At 44.5% G+C, this 18,579-nt stretch carries 16 protein-coding genes; all 16 read right to left on the reverse strand.

Going from position 1 to position 18,579, the window contains the following annotated elements; genetic code table 11:
• Window positions 1–35: 35 nt before the first annotated feature.
• Window positions 36–983: an urease accessory protein UreD gene (locus OCW38_RS11675; protein ID WP_010440575.1), complete on the reverse strand. Its 948-nt coding sequence runs from the start codon at window positions 981–983 to the stop codon at window positions 36–38.
• The gene (gene urtE / locus OCW38_RS11680; protein WP_010440573.1) at window positions 980–1,675 is read right to left on the reverse strand and encodes an urea ABC transporter ATP-binding subunit UrtE; all 696 of its coding nucleotides are present in this window, start codon (window positions 1,673–1,675) and stop codon (window positions 980–982) included. The genes OCW38_RS11675 and urtE overlap by 4 nt, the downstream gene beginning before the upstream one ends.
• A gap of 1 nt (window position 1,676) precedes the next feature.
• On the reverse strand, window positions 1,677–2,519 hold the full coding sequence (gene urtD / locus OCW38_RS11685) for an urea ABC transporter ATP-binding protein UrtD (RefSeq protein ID WP_016767142.1): 843 nt from the start codon (window positions 2,517–2,519) through the stop codon (window positions 1,677–1,679).
• Window positions 2,516–3,697, reverse strand: coding sequence for an urea ABC transporter permease subunit UrtC (gene urtC / locus OCW38_RS11690; protein ID WP_016767140.1), 1,182 nt, complete (start codon window positions 3,695–3,697; stop codon window positions 2,516–2,518). Before urtC ends, urtD begins: the two co-directional genes overlap by 4 nt.
• Before the next feature lie 10 nt (window positions 3,698–3,707).
• Complete coding sequence (gene urtB / locus OCW38_RS11695) at window positions 3,708–5,336, reverse strand: urea ABC transporter permease subunit UrtB (RefSeq protein WP_010440570.1); 1,629 nt, start codon at window positions 5,334–5,336, stop codon at window positions 3,708–3,710.
• Window positions 5,337–5,571: 235 nt separating this feature from the next.
• Window positions 5,572–6,858, reverse strand: a complete 1,287-nt coding sequence (gene urtA / locus OCW38_RS11700) for an urea ABC transporter substrate-binding protein (RefSeq protein ID WP_010440568.1) — start codon at window positions 6,856–6,858, stop codon at window positions 5,572–5,574.
• Between the two features lie 295 nt (window positions 6,859–7,153).
• A complete protein-coding gene (locus OCW38_RS11705; protein WP_010440564.1) occupies window positions 7,154–7,381 on the reverse strand; it encodes a zinc ribbon domain-containing protein in 228 nt (75 codons plus the stop codon).
• 40 nt (window positions 7,382–7,421) lie between these two features.
• Window positions 7,422–8,426, reverse strand: coding sequence for a sensor domain-containing diguanylate cyclase (locus OCW38_RS11710; protein WP_016793724.1), 1,005 nt, complete (start codon window positions 8,424–8,426; stop codon window positions 7,422–7,424).
• Between the two features lie 289 nt (window positions 8,427–8,715).
• Complete coding sequence (locus OCW38_RS11715) at window positions 8,716–9,618, reverse strand: alanyl-tRNA editing protein (protein ID WP_261894144.1); 903 nt, start codon at window positions 9,616–9,618, stop codon at window positions 8,716–8,718.
• A 133-nt stretch (window positions 9,619–9,751) separates the two neighbouring features.
• Window positions 9,752–11,233, reverse strand: a complete 1,482-nt coding sequence (gene der, locus OCW38_RS11720) for a ribosome biogenesis GTPase Der (protein WP_010440555.1) — start codon at window positions 11,231–11,233, stop codon at window positions 9,752–9,754.
• A 158-nt stretch (window positions 11,234–11,391) separates the two neighbouring features.
• Window positions 11,392–12,552: an outer membrane protein assembly factor BamB gene (gene bamB, locus OCW38_RS11725; RefSeq protein WP_261894146.1), complete on the reverse strand. Its 1,161-nt coding sequence runs from the start codon at window positions 12,550–12,552 to the stop codon at window positions 11,392–11,394.
• 10 nt (window positions 12,553–12,562) lie between these two features.
• Window positions 12,563–13,177: a YfgM family protein gene (locus tag OCW38_RS11730; protein WP_010440549.1), complete on the reverse strand. Its 615-nt coding sequence runs from the start codon at window positions 13,175–13,177 to the stop codon at window positions 12,563–12,565.
• A gap of 79 nt (window positions 13,178–13,256) precedes the next feature.
• Window positions 13,257–14,525, reverse strand: a complete 1,269-nt coding sequence (gene hisS / locus OCW38_RS11735; RefSeq protein ID WP_016784836.1) for a histidine--tRNA ligase — start codon at window positions 14,523–14,525, stop codon at window positions 13,257–13,259.
• Between the two features lie 70 nt (window positions 14,526–14,595).
• The gene (gene ispG, locus OCW38_RS11740; protein WP_009848294.1) at window positions 14,596–15,717 is read right to left on the reverse strand and encodes a flavodoxin-dependent (E)-4-hydroxy-3-methylbut-2-enyl-diphosphate synthase; all 1,122 of its coding nucleotides are present in this window, start codon (window positions 15,715–15,717) and stop codon (window positions 14,596–14,598) included.
• A gap of 7 nt (window positions 15,718–15,724) precedes the next feature.
• On the reverse strand, window positions 15,725–16,660 hold the full coding sequence (gene rodZ / locus OCW38_RS11745; RefSeq protein ID WP_261894150.1) for a cytoskeleton protein RodZ: 936 nt from the start codon (window positions 16,658–16,660) through the stop codon (window positions 15,725–15,727).
• A gap of 441 nt (window positions 16,661–17,101) precedes the next feature.
• Window positions 17,102–18,244, reverse strand: coding sequence for a bifunctional tRNA (adenosine(37)-C2)-methyltransferase TrmG/ribosomal RNA large subunit methyltransferase RlmN (locus OCW38_RS11750; protein ID WP_010440536.1), 1,143 nt, complete (start codon window positions 18,242–18,244; stop codon window positions 17,102–17,104).
• Between the last annotated feature and the right edge of the window lie 335 nt (window positions 18,245–18,579).

Consider the following 18,579-nt stretch of genomic DNA (forward strand, 5'->3'; position numbering starts at 1 on the left):
CCGGAAGTCGCCCTCGGTACAAAAAGGGCTAATCGCTAAGTCGCCCAAATCCTTGGTAAATCAGGAGTCGTACCACACAAATGAGAGCGAGTTGCTTGCCATATCTGACCAAAGGCTTGGAGAATGTCTTCACTCCAATTACCCAAGGCTCGCACCACAATCAATCCCTCTATTTGCGTCGCACCCATTATTAATGTGGGCTCATTCGGCACTTTCGATGTGACTGATTGCTGTGAAGCTTGCTGTGTAATAGATAAGAGCAAGCTCTGTACCAACTCTAAATCTTGCTTCTCATTTGACGTAAGATAAAAGGTTCCCATCATTGAGAAATCAAGTAACCCCATATTTATCATTAACTTATCGCCACCATGAAAATTAAAACCTTCAGTGAGAAGCCTTTGATTATCAAGATAGATTTCTGTTTTCCCTACAAGGTGACCATGCTCAAATCCCTCATTCTGTGCAGGTCGCCCAAAACAGTGCATCTCCCAACCCCAAAACTGTGCGCCCTTTTCTAGCCGAATTTCAGTGTCTAAACGTACGTGTGCATTAGGGAAAAAAATGTTCTCTTGCGGCATCCATTCCAAGCGCGCATCTTTCTTCACTCGCAAGGTCTGCTTCTGCTTGGCGTACTTATTATTAGAACGATAAAACTTAGTGGCACCGGGGGTGGTAATTAGCGCATGAGCGCCACTTTCTATGGTCGCTTCAATGTTGAGAGTGTCACCACCTACTACTCCGCCGGGGGGATGGAGTAAGTAGGTGTGACACGTTTCCCCATCAGGATACAAGGGGCGTTGCACCGCAAGCGGACCAGACTGCTGACGATTCTTTAAAACGGTTTTATCACCACGGTCGACAAAGTTGAGGTTTAAGCTCGCCTGCCAGCCGTCTCGAATATCTTGTTCAATGGTTTCATTCAGAGACAAAGCCTCGGTTAGAGAAGCGTCCCTTTCTTCGCTCAAAGAAAATAAAGCACTCATACGGTCAGGTACTCCTTGATCAAGGATTCATTGAGCCCTTTCATTTCTCCTTCCGCGACCTGACGTCCACGGTCAAGAATGCAGAAGCGATCACCAACCTTTCTCGCAAATGGTAGCTTTTGCTCTACAAGCAGAACCGTGAGTCCCATCTTCTCGTTAAGCATACGAATGATGTCGCCAATCTCTTGCACGATATTGGGCTGAATACCTTCTGTCGGTTCATCCAAGATCAATAGCTTAGGGTTAACCACCAACGCACGACCAATCGCGAGCTGTTGTTGCTGACCACCAGATAAGTCGCCACCACGTCGATGCAGCATCTCTTTTAATACAGGGAAGATATCGAAGATAAACTCTGGGATCTTACGGTCACCCTTGTCGCGAATCGGTAAACCGACTTCTAGATTTTCTTGCACAGTAAGCATCGGAAAGATCTGACGTCCCTGCGGCACATAACCGATTCCTTGGCGAGCACGATCTTCGGCATCGGTTTTCAAAAGCGATTCACCCGATAACGAAATGTCACCACTTTTGACTTTAACTAGCCCCATGATGCATTGCAGAAGAGTCGTTTTACCAACGCCATTGCGTCCCATCAATACCGTGCATTTGCCTTCTGGGATCTGCATGTCTAAATCCCACAATGTGTGGCTCTCACCGTAATATTGATTAACTGATTTAACCTCTAGCATCCTATTCTCCGAGATAAACTTGTTTAACTTCAGGGTGAGCTTGCACTTGATCCATGGTGCCTTCGGCCAACACGTGACCTTGATGAAGTACGGTGACATGGCTAGCGATTGAACGAACGAAATCCATATCGTGTTCAACCACGACTACAGAGTGTTTGCCTGCCAGTGAGTTAAGTAACTCCGATGTACGATCCATCTCTTGGTGAGTCATACCTGCAACGGGCTCATCCACCAGTAACAGCTTGGGGTTCTGCATCAATAACATGCCGATCTCTAACCACTGCTTTTGTCCGTGAGAGAGATTGCCAGCCAAGTTGGCGGCTTCGTCTTTTAGGTGAATAAGTTCAAGTACCGAGGTGAGCTTGTCCTTCTGCTCACCAGACATCACCGCAGTGAAAGTAGACCAAACAGAGCGGTCGCCCGCCATGGCTAATTCAAGGTTTTGCCAAACGGTTAGACATTCAATCACGGTCGGTTTTTGAAACTTACGCCCAACTCCAGCATTGGCAATTTCTGCTTCATTCATCTTCAATAAGTTAATGTTCGAGCCTAACCACACATCACCAGTATCTGGCTTTGTTTTACCCGTAATGATATCCATCATAGTGGTTTTACCCGCGCCATTAGGACCGATGATGCAGCGCAGTTCGCCTTCTTTGATATAAAGATTGAGGTCGTTGATCGCTTGGAAACCATCGAAGTTTTTGTTAACGCCTTCCACGTACAACAACACGTTATGACGGGTATCGATGGCAGGATGAACATCAGGCTTGAGATAATCAAAGACTTCGTCTCGGCGAGTGAAGGCTTGAACCGATTCCTTAACGTTACTAAATGTGGTCATACGATCACCTCCTTGTTTTCTGACTGATCATCCTTATCTGATTTTCCTTGTCCCTTGCCTCGTGAACCCGACGCCTTACGCAGTTGTTGCCATTTCTCGCTAACAAAGCCAATCACACCTTGTGGGAAGTACATGGTTGAAAGTACAAATAGACCACCTAGGGCGAATAACCACACCTCTGGGAATTCAACCGTAAACCAACTCTTGGCGTAGTTGATGATCAGGGCACCAACGATGGCACCAAACAGAGTGGCACGACCACCCAAGGCAACCCAAACCACTATCTCAATCGAGTTAAGCGGAGCAAACTCTCCCGGGTTGATGATACCGACTTGAGGCACATATAAAGCACCAGCAATACCCGCGATAACCGCAGATAGAACGAAGACCCACAGCTTGATACCATCGACGTCGTAACCCATGAATCGAGTGCGAGATTCAGTATCACGAATCGCTAAAGCCACTCGCCCTAATCGACTGGTCACCACCATGCGACACGCGATGTAGCTGAGGATTAGCGCAATACCAGTCGCAACAAACAGACCTATCTTGACTGCATCACTTTGCAAGCTCAGACCGATGATGTCTTTAAAGTCCGTCAATCCATTGTTACCACCAAAGCCCATTTCGTTGCGGAAAAACGCCAGCATCAATGCGTAAGTTAACGCTTGAGTCATGATAGAAAGATACACCCCTGACACTCGAGAACGGAAAGCTAAATAACCGAACAAATAAGCCAATGCGCCCGGTACCAACACCACCATTAGGCAGGCGAACCAGAACTGATCAAAGCCCTGCCAGAACCATGGCAACGCCGACCAATCAAGAAACACCATGAAGTCAGGTAGGATTGGGTCGCCATATACCCCACGGTCACCAATCTGGCGCATTAAGTACATGCCCATCGCATAGCCACCAAGCGCAAAGAAAGCGCCATGGCCTAGACTCAAGATTCCGAGGTAGCCCCACACAAGATCGAGCGCCAACGCCAACATTGCGTAACTCAGGTATTTGCCCATTAATGAGATTGTAAAAGTCTCAACATGAAGCGGGTGTCCACTTGGCAACATGGTGTTAGCCAGCGGAATAAGAATGACGGCCGCAAGAATGGCAAGGATGGTCAGTTGACCACCTTTGTCACCACGCATCGCCGAAAGTACAAATGATTTAGACTGCATGATGTTGTCCTTAACCTTCAGCCGCACGGCCACGTTGCGGGAATAGTCCGCGTGGACGTTTTTGAATAAACAGAATGATGAAAACCAGTACTAGGATCTTGGCGAGAACCGCACCAGCCCATGGTTCTAAAATCTTATTAAATAAGCCAAGGCTGAGCCCTGCGACTAGTGTGCCCCATAAGTTGCCAACCCCGCCAAACACCACCACCATGAAAGAATCAATGATGTACGCCTGCCCCATATTTGGGCCAACGTTAGTCAGTTGAGAAAGCGCTACACCCGCAACACCTGCGACGCCAGAGCCTAAACCGAAGGTCATCGCATCAACACGTTCCGATCGAATCCCCATCGCACGAGCCATACCACGGTTTTGAGAAACGGCACGAACCTGAAGGCCTAACGGTGTCTTTTTCAGAACCATCAATAACCCCATAAACACCAAGCCACAGAACAAGATGATGTAAAGACGGTTATAAGTCAGCGATAGCATAGGATTCAATTGAAGCGCACCAGACATCCATTCAGGTGTACTCACTGATCGGTTCAGCGGAGAGAAAATAGAGCGAACGGCTTGCTGCAAGATTAAGCTGATACCAAAGGTGGCGAGCAAGGTCTCTAATGGACGCCCATAAAGGTGACGAATCACGCTTCGCTCAATCGCAATACCCACTAAGCCCGAAACGATGAATGCTGCAGGAATAGAAAGTATTAGCGCTAAACCAATATGATTCGGCATCAGAAGTTGCAATACATAGGTGGTGTAAGCGCCAATCATGATCAGCTCACCATGAGCCATGTTGATAACGCCCATCACACCAAAGGTGATCGCTAAGCCAATGCCCGCTAGTACCAATACCGAACCTAAACTCAAGCCAAAGAATACGGTTTCAACACCTGAGTACAGAGCTTGGCTTTGTTGATAATCGTCCATCGCACGCTCTGTTGCAGCCAAAATGCTTGGTTCTTGCTCACCGTTAAGTAGTTGGTTCAGTGTTTTTAGAACGACTGAATGCTTAAAGTCGCCCACTCGTTCAATCGATGTTACTCGAGCTTCAGTTGTTGCACTGTTATCAAGCGAGGTAAAAATAGCTAATGACAAATCCATTAGTTCAGCGACTTTACCATCGGTCTCATTTTCTCTAAGTTCGGATAAACGATCGATGATAGTGGCATCCTTAGTTCCCAGTAGATCGAGAACCGCTTGATAACGCACATCTGGGTTACTGCTATTTAATCCAATAGAGGCAATTTCACCCCGTAAGATCCCGCGAAGTTTGTTGTTTACGCGCACCTTTTTAAACAGCTTAGCATTGTCGATATTGAGAGTTGATTCATCCCATACAGACTGAACTGAAGTGGCTGTTTTGGTGTTTTGAATGAGATAGAGCTGTTTATAATGTTCGTTTTTTTTATCATTGAAGTAATAGAGATTGCCGTTTAACCATCCATCTAAAATAGCCTTCGACACGTCTTCCGTTTGTGTCTCAATGATCCAATCGATGGCTAGCTCTTTATCCGATGTTTTTTTACCAACTAGCGCCTTGGTAAAGCTAGCTTCATCCGTTATTCCAGCAAAAGCCAACTGAGCACTGATAGCCATGAGCAACAGCGCCTTAAATACGTTTAATACGTTCTTCATCCCTGCTTCCTTAACCAACAAGTTAGATATTGTTATTTTTTACTTGGTGGATGTTTGGATAGTTGTTGTGACTTGAAACTAATTTGAGCCTTCTCTTTCGTTGCGCCTCCATGCAGAAGCACTCTTCCCTAAAGAGAAGGCTCAATATTCATAGCTAGTAGTTACCGGTAATAGCTAACACCCAGTAACGAAAGCTGATAACCAGTAACTAGTTATCAGCCAAGAGCGAATAACTCTAGTTACCACCAGAACACTTTTTAGTTTCAACGTTGAACGCACCACATGAGAATGGCTTAGACCAACTAGAGAATAGTTTTGCTGATTCAGGTAAGTAGTTAGACCAAGCATCACCTGCAACAAGGCCTGTGGTTTCCCAAACGATGTCAAACTGGCCATCATCTTGAATCTCACCAATCAATACAGGTTTAGTTATGTGGTGGTTTGGTAGCATGGTTGAGTAGCCACCAGATAGGTTTGGAACAGACACACCAATCAATGCATCTTGCACCGCTTCGGCATCGGTTGTGCCCGCATTAGTCACAGCTTGAGCCCACATATTGAAACCAATATAGTGTGCTTCCATCGGGTCATTCGTTACACGTTTGTCACTCTTAATGAATGACTGCCATGTTTCAACGAACTCTTCATTGACTTCGGTATCGACGCTCATGAAATAGTTCCATGCCGCTAAGTGACCCACTAGAGGTTCAGTATCCATGCCCGATAGCTCTTCTTCGCCAACCGAGAATGCAATCACCGGAATGTCTTCAGATGAAACACCTTGAGCACCAAGCTCTTTATAGAAAGGTACGTTTGCATCACCATTCACAGTAGATACAACGGCGGTTTTCTTACCAGCTTCACCAAACTTCTTGATATCTGAAACAATAGATTGCCAATCAGAATGACCAAACGGTGTGTAGTTGATCATGATGTCTTCTTCTGCGACACCTTTACTTTTTAGGTAGGCCTCTAAGATCTTATTGGTGGTACGTGGATAAACGTAATCGGTACCTGCAAGCACCCAACGTTCCACTTCAAGTTCATCCATTAAGTAATCAACGGCAGGAATCGCTTGTTGGTTTGGCGCAGCACCGGTGTAGAAAACGTTTTTAGAGGACTCTTCGCCTTCATACTGTACTGGGTAGAAAAGGATGCTGTTTAGCTCTTCAAAAACTGGCAGCATGGATTTACGTGATACCGATGTCCAACCACCAAATACCACATCCACTTTTTCTTTCTCGATAAGCTCACGTGCTTTCTCAGCAAACAACGGCCAGTTTGACGCAGGGTCAACAACTACAGGCTCAAGCTTCTTACCAAGTAAGCCACCTTTTTTGTTTTGCTCGTCGATGAGCATAAGAACGGTATCTTTTAGCGTTGTTTCACTGATCGCCATAGTGCCTGACAATGAATGTAGAACGCCGACTTTAATGGTATCGTCAGCCGCAAGCACTGTTGCAGAAGAAAATGAAAGTGTTGTACACAGTGCAGCTAGCGATAAATTGAACACCTTGTTCATGATTGTTACTCCATAATTGTATTTTTGTTATTCAATTACAGAGTTACAAGAAGAGTGCCAAACTTAAAACATAACCAACAAAGTTTTAAGCCTTTGTATTTAATAGTACTTTAACTAAGTTAACACCAATGCAGTGCATAGCGACAAGGTTACTATGTTTCATGCTGGTGCAGTGACGATAAGATTGAACCAAGATGACACACGCATATTCGCTAAATACAAAAAAGGCCCAATATTTTCATACTAGACCTACAAAAAACACCTCAGATTATCGTCTTGCCATTGAGAGGTAAGACTATTCGGCTTGTTGAAACTCGAATTTCACTCTCGACTTAGATTTAAGCTCGTTACAATCACCATTGCAGAAATAGCTCGCAGCCCCACAAGCTTGAAGCTTCTCTAATTGGCTGCTGCACTCAGGACAAAAGCCCACTTTTGTAAAGTGATCTTGGCAGCTTTCACAGTGGTATTTACCATCCCAGCTAAGTTCTGACTGGCATTTAGGGCAGATATTTTCACTCATAGGAAATCCTAACTTTTTACTTTCAGTACTAATAAGCAATCTACTCTTTCTTCGCCTTGGCTTGCTTGATTTGATACATGCTTTTGTCAGCTGACGCAATCAACTGATCGAGCCCTTTAGGCGACTTTTCACAAGCAATCCCAACACTGACTGAAAACTGAACGCCATTAATATAGAGAGCTTTATCCAACGCTTTTTCTAAGCTGTGATAAAAGTCTGACACTTTTTGTTCGGTATCAAAGCAAGAAAACACTACAAACTCGTCACCGCCGTAACGACCTACCTTGGCACATGCCGTAGTCGCTTCATCGAGAACTTTTGCAACGGCTAACAGAACATCATCGCCAAAGCTATGGCCATACGTATCGTTGATTAACTTGAATTTATCAACATCAACAAACAGGCAGGCCATCACTTTGTCCGCAAAACATCGTTTAACTAAAACCTTCTTAGCTTCACTTAACAATGCTCGGCGGTTCAAGCAATGCGTCAGCGAATCATGACTGGCAAAAAAGTTGAGTTGATTCTCTAGCTCGTATTTCTCTAGCGCTACTGAATACAAAGAAGCAAGCAGCTCCAAGATCTCGAGTTCAAATTCATGAGGTTCTGAAATGCATCGGCTGTAAATCGCAAATGTACCTAGCACGTGGCCATGCGAAGAGATGATGGGCACCGACCAACAAGCGTGTAAGTTGGCTTGATTGGTCAAGGTTAAGAAAGGCGCCCAATTTGAGTGAGTATTAATATCAGAGACCATAACAGCTTTCTTAAGCGCAGCAGCCTCTCCACAAGAACCAATACCAACGCCAATTCCAATACCTTCTATCTGCTGATTATAAAAATCGGGCAAGTTAGGCGCGCATTCGATGTGTAAAGTGTTCGACTTTGAGTTAAGCAGTAATATTGAGGCCATACGTTGCCCAAAAAGCTGCTCTGTAAGCTGAATGATCTTATGGTTTAAATCCTTACGATCCATTCCAAGTGCAAGCTTTCGAAGCAAACGATTCACTGCTCGGTGGCCTTCTAATAAAAATTGTTGTTCCATTCACTAAAGCTTTCAATTGTGTAGTCGGGTGCAGCCTGTTCTTATGCAAGCTTGCTGTTGGTTAATAATAACACACTAAATAACCACAACACACAATCGAAGATCATAGGTTGATCTTTTGCTTTATCTATTTTGATCAGCGATCTACCCCAAAAAGAATATTTATATCACCACACACCGAAAGCATAAGTTACATGTGCTGCATTTCAATTTTAAATGGTTATTTATTTTGATAATTACATATAAAAACAGGTTAAACAGAATAAGTAATTTCGATCTGTAACCGAAATCATCGAATTACATGCGTTAGCATTTCAATATGTTGCTCATCTAGCTGAGTTAACTTAACCGATAACGCCCCAAGCTCTGAAGTATTATCTATGTGAGTACCACCACACGGAATCGACACTAAAGTATCGCTATCCAATTGCCATTCCCAATAACGAGAGTCTGTTAATGCCTCGCCTTCCAATCTCATTGCCACTGGCGTCGAATCTGCGAGCCAACCTTTAATCATCTGATTGATGTCAGCTTCGATACCATCAATATTGGTTAGCATATCTGCTACGTTCAAACCACGCTTCTTCAGGGTTTTGCCCAAACGATACTTATCAGTACACAACTCAGGAGTCACAAAGCTAGTCACTTGTGCGTAGCTATTAAAGTCGTAACTGCCGAGCGGATCTTTTCTGTCGGCATCTTTCCGCCAGTAGCTCTCAGCCAATACTTTATTCAACGCTAAGAAAGCAATGTGGCCAGCACTGTGACCTCGGCTCAAACTGGCTTGGTACTCTTTATCAACCGACAACAGCACTTCGTCGTTAACATTAATCATAGAAACTAATACAGGTAGCTGGTGGACAACCACAAACGCCCAGCCTTCCGTATCACGTTTAACAGGAATATCGGCTGCGATGTGAAGTTTTCCAGTAGATTGTTCTATTGCACCAACAAGGCAGTCTCCCACAGGATATTGCTCGTTACCAACATTGACGAAGCCTTGGTCTGCTGGGTGATCGGGCCAAATATGACTCACAGGATGAAAAGGCGTCACATCAGTGATCAGGTAAGTTTTACTGCTGTCGCTTTCTACATACAGCGCTTTCGCCGTAAGTTGCCACGCTTGATGACAAAATTGAGTAATGGTTGGTGGGATTGCTTCAGCTTGTGTAATCAAATCGCTAGTGGTCATATTGTTCTTCTTTTGAAATCGAGTCTGATTCGTTAAGCCACAGCGAAACAAAAATGTGTCTTTGTGGCTTAACGTGAATTTTGCTTAAAAAAATACCCGAGACAGGCTCGGGTATCAAATCTATTGGAAAGGTTTACTTACGACCTTTAACCATGCTCATCATGCGCTTACGTTTACGTTCTTGAGAGATTGTCAGCTTGTTTGTTTTCGCTTCAAATGGGTTCTCGCTGTTCTGGAATTGAATGCGAATAGGTGTACCCATAATCTCTAGTGAACGACGATAGTAGTTCATCAAGAATCGCTTGTATGAATCTGGCAAGTTGCGAACTTGGTTACCGTGGATAACGATAATAGGTGGGTTGTAGCCACCAGCGTGCGCGTATTTCAGTTTCACACGACGGCCACGAACCATAGGCGGTTGGTGATCATCGGTTGCCATTTTCATGATACGAGTTAGCACAGAAGTACCAACACGAGTCGTTGCTGACTTGTAAGCCTCTTGAACAGACTCAAACAAGTGACCAACGCCTGTACCATGAAGTGCAGAAATAAAGTGAATACGTGCAAAATCAACGAAACCTAAACGACGGTCTAATTCTTTCTTAACGCGATCTTTAACGTCGTTATCTAGGCCATCCCATTTGTTTACTGCAATAACAATTGAACGACCCGCGTTCAATGCAAAGCCTAACAAGCTTAGATCTTGATCGGAGATGTTTTCGCGAGCATCGATAAGCAGCAATACAACGTTTGCATCTTCAATCGCTTTCAGTGTTTTAACCACTGAGAACTTCTCAACCGTTTCGTTGATATTTTTACGACGACGAACACCCGCAGTATCAATTAGAACGTATTCACGCTCATCACGCTGCATTGGAATGTAGATAGAGTCGCGGGTTGTGCCCGGCATATCGTAAACAACAACACGTTCTTCACCAAGAATACGGTTAGTTAATGTTGATTTACCTACGTTAGGACGGCCAATGATCGCTAGCTTGATCGGTTGATCTTGAAGGCGCTTGAATTCTTCTTCCGCTTCTTCTTCAGTAAAATCAACTTGCTCTTCTTCTTCGTCTTCAAACTCAGTCAAATCGCTTACTTCGCCATTCTCAGCTTTAAGCGCTTCCGCAAATGGGTTAAGAGCAAGATCAATCAACGCTGTTACACCACGACCGTGCGCAGCAGCGATCTGATACATGTCTTCTACACCTAGTTGCCAGAAGTCAGCACTTGCCGCATCAGGGTCAATACCATCAACCTTGTTTACTACTAGCATTGAAGGCTTTTCTAGTTGGCGAAGGTGCTTAGCAATCGCTACGTCTGAAGGTGTTAGACCAGCACGGCCATCTACCATAAATAGAACGACATCAGCTTCATCAATCGCCGCTAGCGACTGTTCAGCCATTTTAGTTTCAACACCTTCTTCGGTACCGTCGATACCACCAGTGTCAATAACAATAAAGTCATGCTCGCTAAAATGAGCATGACCGTATTTACGGTCACGCGTTAAGCCAGGAAAATCCGCAACCAATGCATCACGAGTTCGAGTCAATCGGTTAAATAACGTAGATTTACCTACGTTCGGACGCCCTACTAGAGCAACAACAGGTACCATAACAACCTCTACAATTTCTTCTCTAAATGTAGTTATAGGTAAGCACTTGTTCGCAAGTTTAAACTCTTACCTATAACCACACGGTTTATTAATTTTTAACAACAAAACGGCTCCTGGCTGTTACCAACCAGGAGCCGACTGTGAATTGTATCACGCTTTTATTGGCTAATCGTTAGTTTCTTTACATCGCCATTGCGAGTCGTCACTAAGTAGCCTTCAGGCAATTCAATTGGTGCTACCGCAAAGCCGCTATCATCGACTAACTGTTGAGCAACAAACTCACCAGATGAACGATCTAACCAGTGCAGATAACCTTCGGTGTCACCCACGACAACATAACCATTAATAATAGCAGGTGCTGTCAGTAAGCGGTTTTCTAACAATGGAGTGCTCCAAAGTTCAGTACCACTACGAGCATCAACTGCAACCACATGGTCTTTATCGGTAACCACAAACAAACGACTGCCATCACTCGCGAGATCAATCGCTGACGAATAGTTACGTTTCCAAATTGGCTTGCCAGCTCGAAGATCGATAGCAATCAATTGACCATTGATACCAACGGTATACAAAGTACCACCAAGAACAACTGGAGATGCATCAACATCCACTAAGCGATCAATTTCCGTTGCACCTTTTGGCGTACCTACTGGCTGTTGCCAAATAAGCTGGCCACGGTCAACAATAGCGGCAGCTAGACGACCATTTGCCGTACCCCAGAAAACACCACCAGAAACAGCAATAGGCGTACTGTCACCACGGAGTGTTAGGCTTGGAACTTCAGTGCTGATTGTCCACTTTTGCTCACCGGTCTCTTGGTCTAGAGCAATCATCATGCCGCGACTAGTATGAACCAGTACCATATTGTTTTCAGTCGCTGGGGATGCAAGCACCTCGCCATTCACTGAAACACGCCATAGCTCTTCACCCGTCGATTCGTCCAACGCGATCATTTCGCCATTCTCAGAACCAACAAATACTTTGCCGTAAGCCGCCGTTAAGCCACCCGATAAACGAGCCAGTACGTCTTTCTCTAGATCGACTTTCCAGAGCTCTTTACCCGTTTCAGGATCAAGCGCTTTAACCAAACCTTCGCGGCTTGCAACAAATACTTTGTCGTACGCCAGTTCTGGCGATAGTTTTGAAAAGTAGTGACCAACACCATCACCAACTGACGTAGACCATTCCTGTTTAGGAGTGAACTCGCTATTTACTGTTGGTACTGGAGCCATAATGACTGTGTCTTCTTCACCCGCACAGCCTACTAACAGGCCAAGAGCAATCGCACACAACGCCGCTTTGGGAAACATCTTCTTCATTCAAAGCGCCTTATTTAGCTAGGTCGTCAAGTTTGATTTGAAGCGTTTGGCTAGCATCAACAGCTTGCTGTGCTTCTGTGTAAGCACTGTATGCTGCGTCTGTATCGCCTTTACGAAGTGAAATATCACCACGTAGTTCAGCAACACGGCCTTTCCAGGATTCGTCAGTCATCGCTTCAAGATCAGTCAATGCTGCGTCAAATTCACCTTGCTCAGCTTTGATACGTGCAACACGGTAAGTAAGAAGTGGCGCTAGAGCCGCATCCTTAGTTGCCGATTTTGCCCACTCAAGCTGTTCAAGTGCCGCTGCAAGTTCGCCCGCTTGTACTTGTGCTTTTGCTAGTTGCATAGCAGCAAGAACGGAATACTCAGCGTCTTTATTTGCGTCGATGAAAGCTTGAATGTCAGATTGAGCATCAACGCCCTTAGCATCAAGAGCTGAAATGACAGAGGTATAGCTTTCTGAAGCAGCTTCACGCGCTTCAAGGACTGAATCTTGGTAATAGCGCCAACCAAATAGACCACCTAAACCAATAACCGCACCAAAGATTACGGCTTTACCGTTCTCTTTCCACCAATCTTTAATGGCTTCAACCTGTTGCTCTTCGCTATCGTAAAGTTCCACTTCCTGTCCTCTTTAATTCTTTAAACGCCAGCATAGTGCTGACGTTAATATTCATTATGAGCGTTTGCTCAATGGCTAATTAGATTAGCGCAGCAACTTTCTCTGCAACTTCCGCTTGAGACACGGTTTCTTGCTCGCCGCCAACCAAATCTTTTAGTACAACGGTATTATCAGCAACTTCGTTCTCACCAAGCACTAGCGCCACAACGGCACCTACTTTGTCAGCACGTTTGAATTGCTTCTTGAAGTTACCACCACCAAAGTGGTTCATCACACGCACGCCTTCTACAGTGTCGCGTAATTGATTCGCTAGTTGCATGCCTGCGATCATAGTGCCTTCGCCAGCCGCAACCATGTAAACATCAACGCTACGGCGAACTTCTGTTAGTTCTAGCGTTTCCATCATCAGAACCAGACGCTCTAGACCCATTGCGAAGCCAACTGCATTGGTTGCTTTTCCGCCCAGTTGCTCAACAAGACCATCGTAACGGCCGCCGCCACATACTGTACCTTGAGCACCAAGGCTGTCTGTGATCCACTCAAATACGGTACGGTTGTAGTAATCTAGGCCGCGTACTAGACGCTCATTAACTTGGTATTCGATACCAACAGCGTCAAGAAGTTCACACAAACCAGCAAAATGTTGCTTCGATTCTTCACCTAGATATTCAGATAGTCGAGGTGCGTCACCTAAGATAGCTTGAACATCAGGGTTCTTAGTATCAAGTACACGTAGAGGGTTAGTGTGCATACGACGTTTACAATCATCATCTAGCACATCAATGTGTTGCTCAAGGAAAGCCACTAACGCAGTGCGGTAGCTTACGCGATCTTCTTGAGAACCGATTGAGTTTAGCTCTAGGCGAACGTGCTTATCGATACCTAGCTCACGCCATAGGCGAGCTGTCATCATGATAAGTTCTGCGTCAACGTCTGGACCGTCTAAGCCAAACACTTCAACACCACATTGGTGGAATTGACGGTAACGACCTTTTTGAGGACGCTCGTGGCGGAACATCGGGCCCATGTACCATAGGCGCTGTTCATCACGGTTGATAAGGCTATTTTGAATACATGAACGTACACAACCAGCTGTGCCTTCTGGACGCAGCGTTAGGCTATCGCCATTGCGGTCGTCAAAGGTGTACATCTCTTTAGAAACAACGTCTGTCTCTTCACCAACGGCACGGCTAAATAGGTTTGTTTCTTCAACGATAGGCATACGTACTTCGTTGTAACCGTATGCACTCACCACGTTTTTAACTGCGCTTTCTACTTTCTGCCACAGTGGTGATTGAGTTGGAAGGCAGTCGTTCATGCCTCGAATTGCTTGGATATTTTTAGCCACAGTATTTATTCCGTAATTTCTCACGACCAGGTGTTAGTGCGAATAGACAGTCACACCCCATCGCGTTGTATTAATCTTCTAAGTTTTCTACATCAATGCGATTTGCTTTATCAAGCACTGACGCTTTTGCACGAATCTTAGCTTCAAGTTTGTCGACAAGATCATCGTTGTCGAAGCGCTCTTTCTGACGCTTACCGTCTTCGTAGAAGGCACTTTTACGTGCACTACCGGCTAAACCTAAGTGAGACACTTCAGCTTCACCAGGGCCGTTAACCACACAACCGATGATTGATACGTCCATTGGGGTAATAACGTCTTCTAAGCGCTCTTCAAGGGCGTTAACGGTGTTAATAACATCGAACTCTTGACGAGAACAGCTCGGGCACGCAATGAAGTTGATGCCACGCGAGCGAATGCGCAAAGATTTAAGAATATCAAAGCCAACTTTGATCTCTTCAACAGGATCAGCCGCTAGCGAGATACGCAGCGTGTCACCGATACCTTCAGAAAGAAGCATACCTAGACCCACAGCTGACTTCACAGAGCCAGCACGAGCACCGCCCGCTTCGGTGATACCAAGGTGAAGTGGTTGGTCAATCTGCTTAGCCAGCAAACGGTAAGAGCCGACGGCGAGGAAGACATCAGAAGCCTTAACGCTGACTTTAAATTGATCAAAGTTCAAACGGTCTAGGATATCGACGTGACGCATTGCGGATTCAACAAGCGCTTCGGCTGTCGGTTCTGTGTATTTCTCTTGGATCTCTTTTTCAAGAGAGCCGCCGTTAACACCAATACGAATCGGAATATTCATATCGCGAGCACAATCAACAACGGAGCGGATACGACTTTCATTACCGATGTTACCAGGGTTGATACGCAAACAGTCAACGCCATATTCAGCCACTTTAAGGGCGATACGGTAGTCGAAATGAATATCAGCAACCAAAGGAACAGATACTTGCTGCTTGATTAACTTAAACGCTTCAGCGGCATCCATAGTAGGAACAGATACGCGAACGATATCAGCACCCACTTTTTCCAAAGCTCGAATTTGAGCAACGGTCGCGGCTACATCAGTTGTTCTTGTGTTGGTCATGGATTGCACAGCAATTGGTGCACCATCACCGATCGGCACATCACCCACATAAATACGGGTTGATTTGCGACGAATAATAGGAGATTCGTGTTGCATATTAACTCTAAGGTAAGGTTATTCTAGCTACTTTGCCTGAAGTATACCCAGAAAGGTCGACAGGTTCACTTGCAAATGTCATCGATACGCCTTCAGGCGCACCCAGAATCACTTTATATGGTGCAGCTCCAGAAAGATTTAAGGTCTGGCCTGCTTTTTTGATGCCAGTAGACAACGTTTTACCCGAAGCATCTTTCACTTGGATCCAGCAATCGGCAGAAAACTGCATCACTAGCTCGTTAACCACAGATTCTGGAGCTACCGTTTCTAATTCTGCCGTAACAGAAGCGACGTCTGCAGCTTGTTGTGCTTCTTCCATCTGTTCAACTAGTTCAATAGTTTCTGAAGTTTCAGCTGTATTTGTAGAAGTCAGATCATCAGAGTTTTCAGTAACAAAAGATGTCTCTGTGTTTTGTTCAGCTTCAATCACTTCTAATGACGTTAATTCAGGGTCTAGCGACTCATCGACCATTAGCTCTTCTGAGCTTTCGGTATTAACCAGAGATTGAGACAAGGTGTCTTGCTGTTGGTTCTGCCACCACCACAATGAAGACATGCCTACAATCACCGCGAAAATACTCCAAGTTAGGAACATAATACGGCTATTGTGCTTTTCGGTTTTGGTCTTACGAGAAAAGCTCAGCATTTCTTGTTCTTGATGTTGAGCGTCACCAGAATGATGAAGCGCATTTAAAACCACTTTCTCATCAAGATTAACGTACTTCGCATATGAGCGAATGTAGCCACGCATAAACGTTGCCACTTGGTCAGATTCGAACTGGTTTTCTTCGATTTGTTGAATCAAAGTAACGCGAAGCTTCAAGCGATCAGAGATCTGCTTTTGTGTTAAACCAAGAGATTCACGCTTATTTTTAAGCAGTGTTCCTGCTTCTAAAGTCGGTGCAACTATTTCAGGTGTTTTTGTGTCGTGTTCTGTGTTCATAGAGAGTGAACTTCTAAAGTATTATCGCAGGTTGATGAGAGCATGTTTTTATTGTCGTTTAAGCTCAATCTAGCAACCCACTTTATGTGGAATTTTTCCTGTTACTTAAATCATCAACCCTTAAAGACAAACATCGGTCATACCGTTATGAACGACGCTCTCAGGAAGCTAGTTTATCAAGTAGCCAACCTAAATAGACATATTGATGATCAGTAACAAGCGAGCACTTAAAATTAATTTAAGATTAGTTAATCATAAGCTAATGCCATTACAAGGCAAAAACACTTTAAACAAAATTTACCGTCAGCTCATGGTTTTGTCCAAAATTTGACGAAAAATGTAAGAAAGCATGGGAAAAAAGTCTAAAAATTGGAAATTAACTCTCCCAAAAAGCAACAAGCCAGAAGTTAGACTTCTGGCTTGTTTAAATTCCAATCGCGTTTAAACCGCTTTTACTTCAATCACACCACCTGCAATGAGGTTAGCTTCTGAGGCGGCTTTCAGCATTTTGGTACGCTTGGTTCTGTCAATAACATCCCCCACCAATTGGCCACATGCGGCATCAATGTCATCACCACGAGTTTTACGAACCGTTACTGTGTAGTTGTATTCCATCAGCGTTTTTTGGAAGCGATCAATACGAGAATTACTTGGCTTCTTGTAAGGTGACCCTGGGTAAGGGTTAAATGGAATCAAGTTAATCTTACATGGCGTATCTTTCATTAGCTCAGCAAGTTCACGAGCATGGTCCATATCGTCATTCACATGATCCAATAGAACGTACTCAACGGTTACTTTACCGCGGTTAGCATTTGAAGAAGCAATGTAACGACGAACAGACGCTAGGAAGTCTTGGATATCCCAACGGTCGTTGATCGGCATGATTTGGCTACGTAGTGCATCGTTTGGTGCATGTAGAGAAATCGCAAGTGCTACGTCGATGTTATCAGTCATTTGGTCAAGGCCAGATACAACACCAGAAGTTGATACCGTTACACGACGCTTAGACAGTGCGAAGCCAAGATCATCAAGCATGATTTCTAATGATGGAATTAGATTCTTCATGTTCAATAGAGGTTCACCCATACCCATCATTACAACGTTAGTAATTGGGCGACGACCTGTTTCTTTCTCTAGACCAATCTCACGAGATGCACGCCAAATTTGACCAACAATCTCTGAAACTTTTAGGTTACGATTAAAGCCTTGTTGAGCTGTTGAACAGAATTTACACTCAAGTGCACAACCAACTTGTGAAGATACACATAGCGTCGCACGGTCACCATCTGGGATGTATACGGTTTCAACGTCTTGGTCGCCAACGCTCATAGCCCATTTAATTGTGCCATCTGTAGAGTGCTGAGCTTCAGAAACAACAGGTGCAACAATCTCACAACGACGTTGAAGTTTCTCACGTAACTTTTTGTTAATGTTGTTCATTTGTTCGAAGTCATCGACACCGAAGTGATAAATCCACTTCATCACTTGCTCTGCTCTAAACGCTTTCTCATTCAGTTCTTCTGTGAAAAATTTACGAAGACCTTTACGATCAAAATCGAGTAGATTGACTTTAGCTGTGGTCATGATGCCTCTCAGTGACGGAACAATAATTAAGGGCGCGAATTGTACAGGCTTTACGCAACTTCAACAAGTACTGTAAAACCTTGTGTTTACTAAGACATTCAAACTTAAGTGATTAAAATTCACACAACCAAATTTACCTGCTTACGTTTGGCCAATTCAAAGCGAGATTCTCGATTACGCTCCTCCGTCGCTATCGGGAATAACGTAAAAACTTACTCAGTAACTTTCCATTCATAGTCATCAGGTCACGAGTTCCTCAAACCTCGTCATTCCAGAACCGAGGGACGAGGTATCTGGAATCTCTCTTTTAACTGCACCTCTTTTCCCACAATCCA

It is taken from the genome of Vibrio cyclitrophicus (assembly GCF_024347435.1).
GTDB classification, from domain to species: domain Bacteria; phylum Pseudomonadota; class Gammaproteobacteria; order Enterobacterales; family Vibrionaceae; genus Vibrio; species Vibrio cyclitrophicus.

What these genes read in the sequence shown, in the direction of transcription:
- OCW38_RS11715 (WP_261894144.1), bottom strand. Translation starts at nt 9,618, where the DNA reads ATGACCACTAGCGATTTGATTACACAAGCTGAAGCAATCCCACCAACC.
- urtA (WP_010440568.1), bottom strand. Translation starts at nt 6,858, where the DNA reads ATGAACAAGGTGTTCAATTTATCGCTAGCTGCACTGTGTACAACACTT.
- der (WP_010440555.1), bottom strand. Translation starts at nt 11,233, where the DNA reads ATGGTACCTGTTGTTGCTCTAGTAGGGCGTCCGAACGTAGGTAAATCT.
- bamB (WP_261894146.1), bottom strand. Translation starts at nt 12,552, where the DNA reads ATGAAGAAGATGTTTCCCAAAGCGGCGTTGTGTGCGATTGCTCTTGGC.
- urtE (WP_010440573.1), bottom strand. Translation starts at nt 1,675, where the DNA reads ATGCTAGAGGTTAAATCAGTTAATCAATATTACGGTGAGAGCCACACA.
- ispG (WP_009848294.1), bottom strand. Translation starts at nt 15,717, where the DNA reads ATGCAACACGAATCTCCTATTATTCGTCGCAAATCAACCCGTATTTAT.
- urtC (WP_016767140.1), bottom strand. Translation starts at nt 3,697, where the DNA reads ATGCAGTCTAAATCATTTGTACTTTCGGCGATGCGTGGTGACAAAGGT.
- OCW38_RS11705 (WP_010440564.1), bottom strand. Translation starts at nt 7,381, where the DNA reads ATGAGTGAAAATATCTGCCCTAAATGCCAGTCAGAACTTAGCTGGGAT.
- rodZ (WP_261894150.1), bottom strand. Translation starts at nt 16,660, where the DNA reads ATGAACACAGAACACGACACAAAAACACCTGAAATAGTTGCACCGACT.
- urtB (WP_010440570.1), bottom strand. Translation starts at nt 5,336, where the DNA reads ATGAAGAACGTATTAAACGTATTTAAGGCGCTGTTGCTCATGGCTATC.
- OCW38_RS11675 (WP_010440575.1), bottom strand. Translation starts at nt 983, where the DNA reads ATGAGTGCTTTATTTTCTTTGAGCGAAGAAAGGGACGCTTCTCTAACC.
- urtD (WP_016767142.1), bottom strand. Translation starts at nt 2,519, where the DNA reads ATGACCACATTTAGTAACGTTAAGGAATCGGTTCAAGCCTTCACTCGC.
- OCW38_RS11710 (WP_016793724.1), bottom strand. Translation starts at nt 8,426, where the DNA reads ATGGAACAACAATTTTTATTAGAAGGCCACCGAGCAGTGAATCGTTTG.
- OCW38_RS11750 (WP_010440536.1), bottom strand. Translation starts at nt 18,244, where the DNA reads ATGACCACAGCTAAAGTCAATCTACTCGATTTTGATCGTAAAGGTCTT.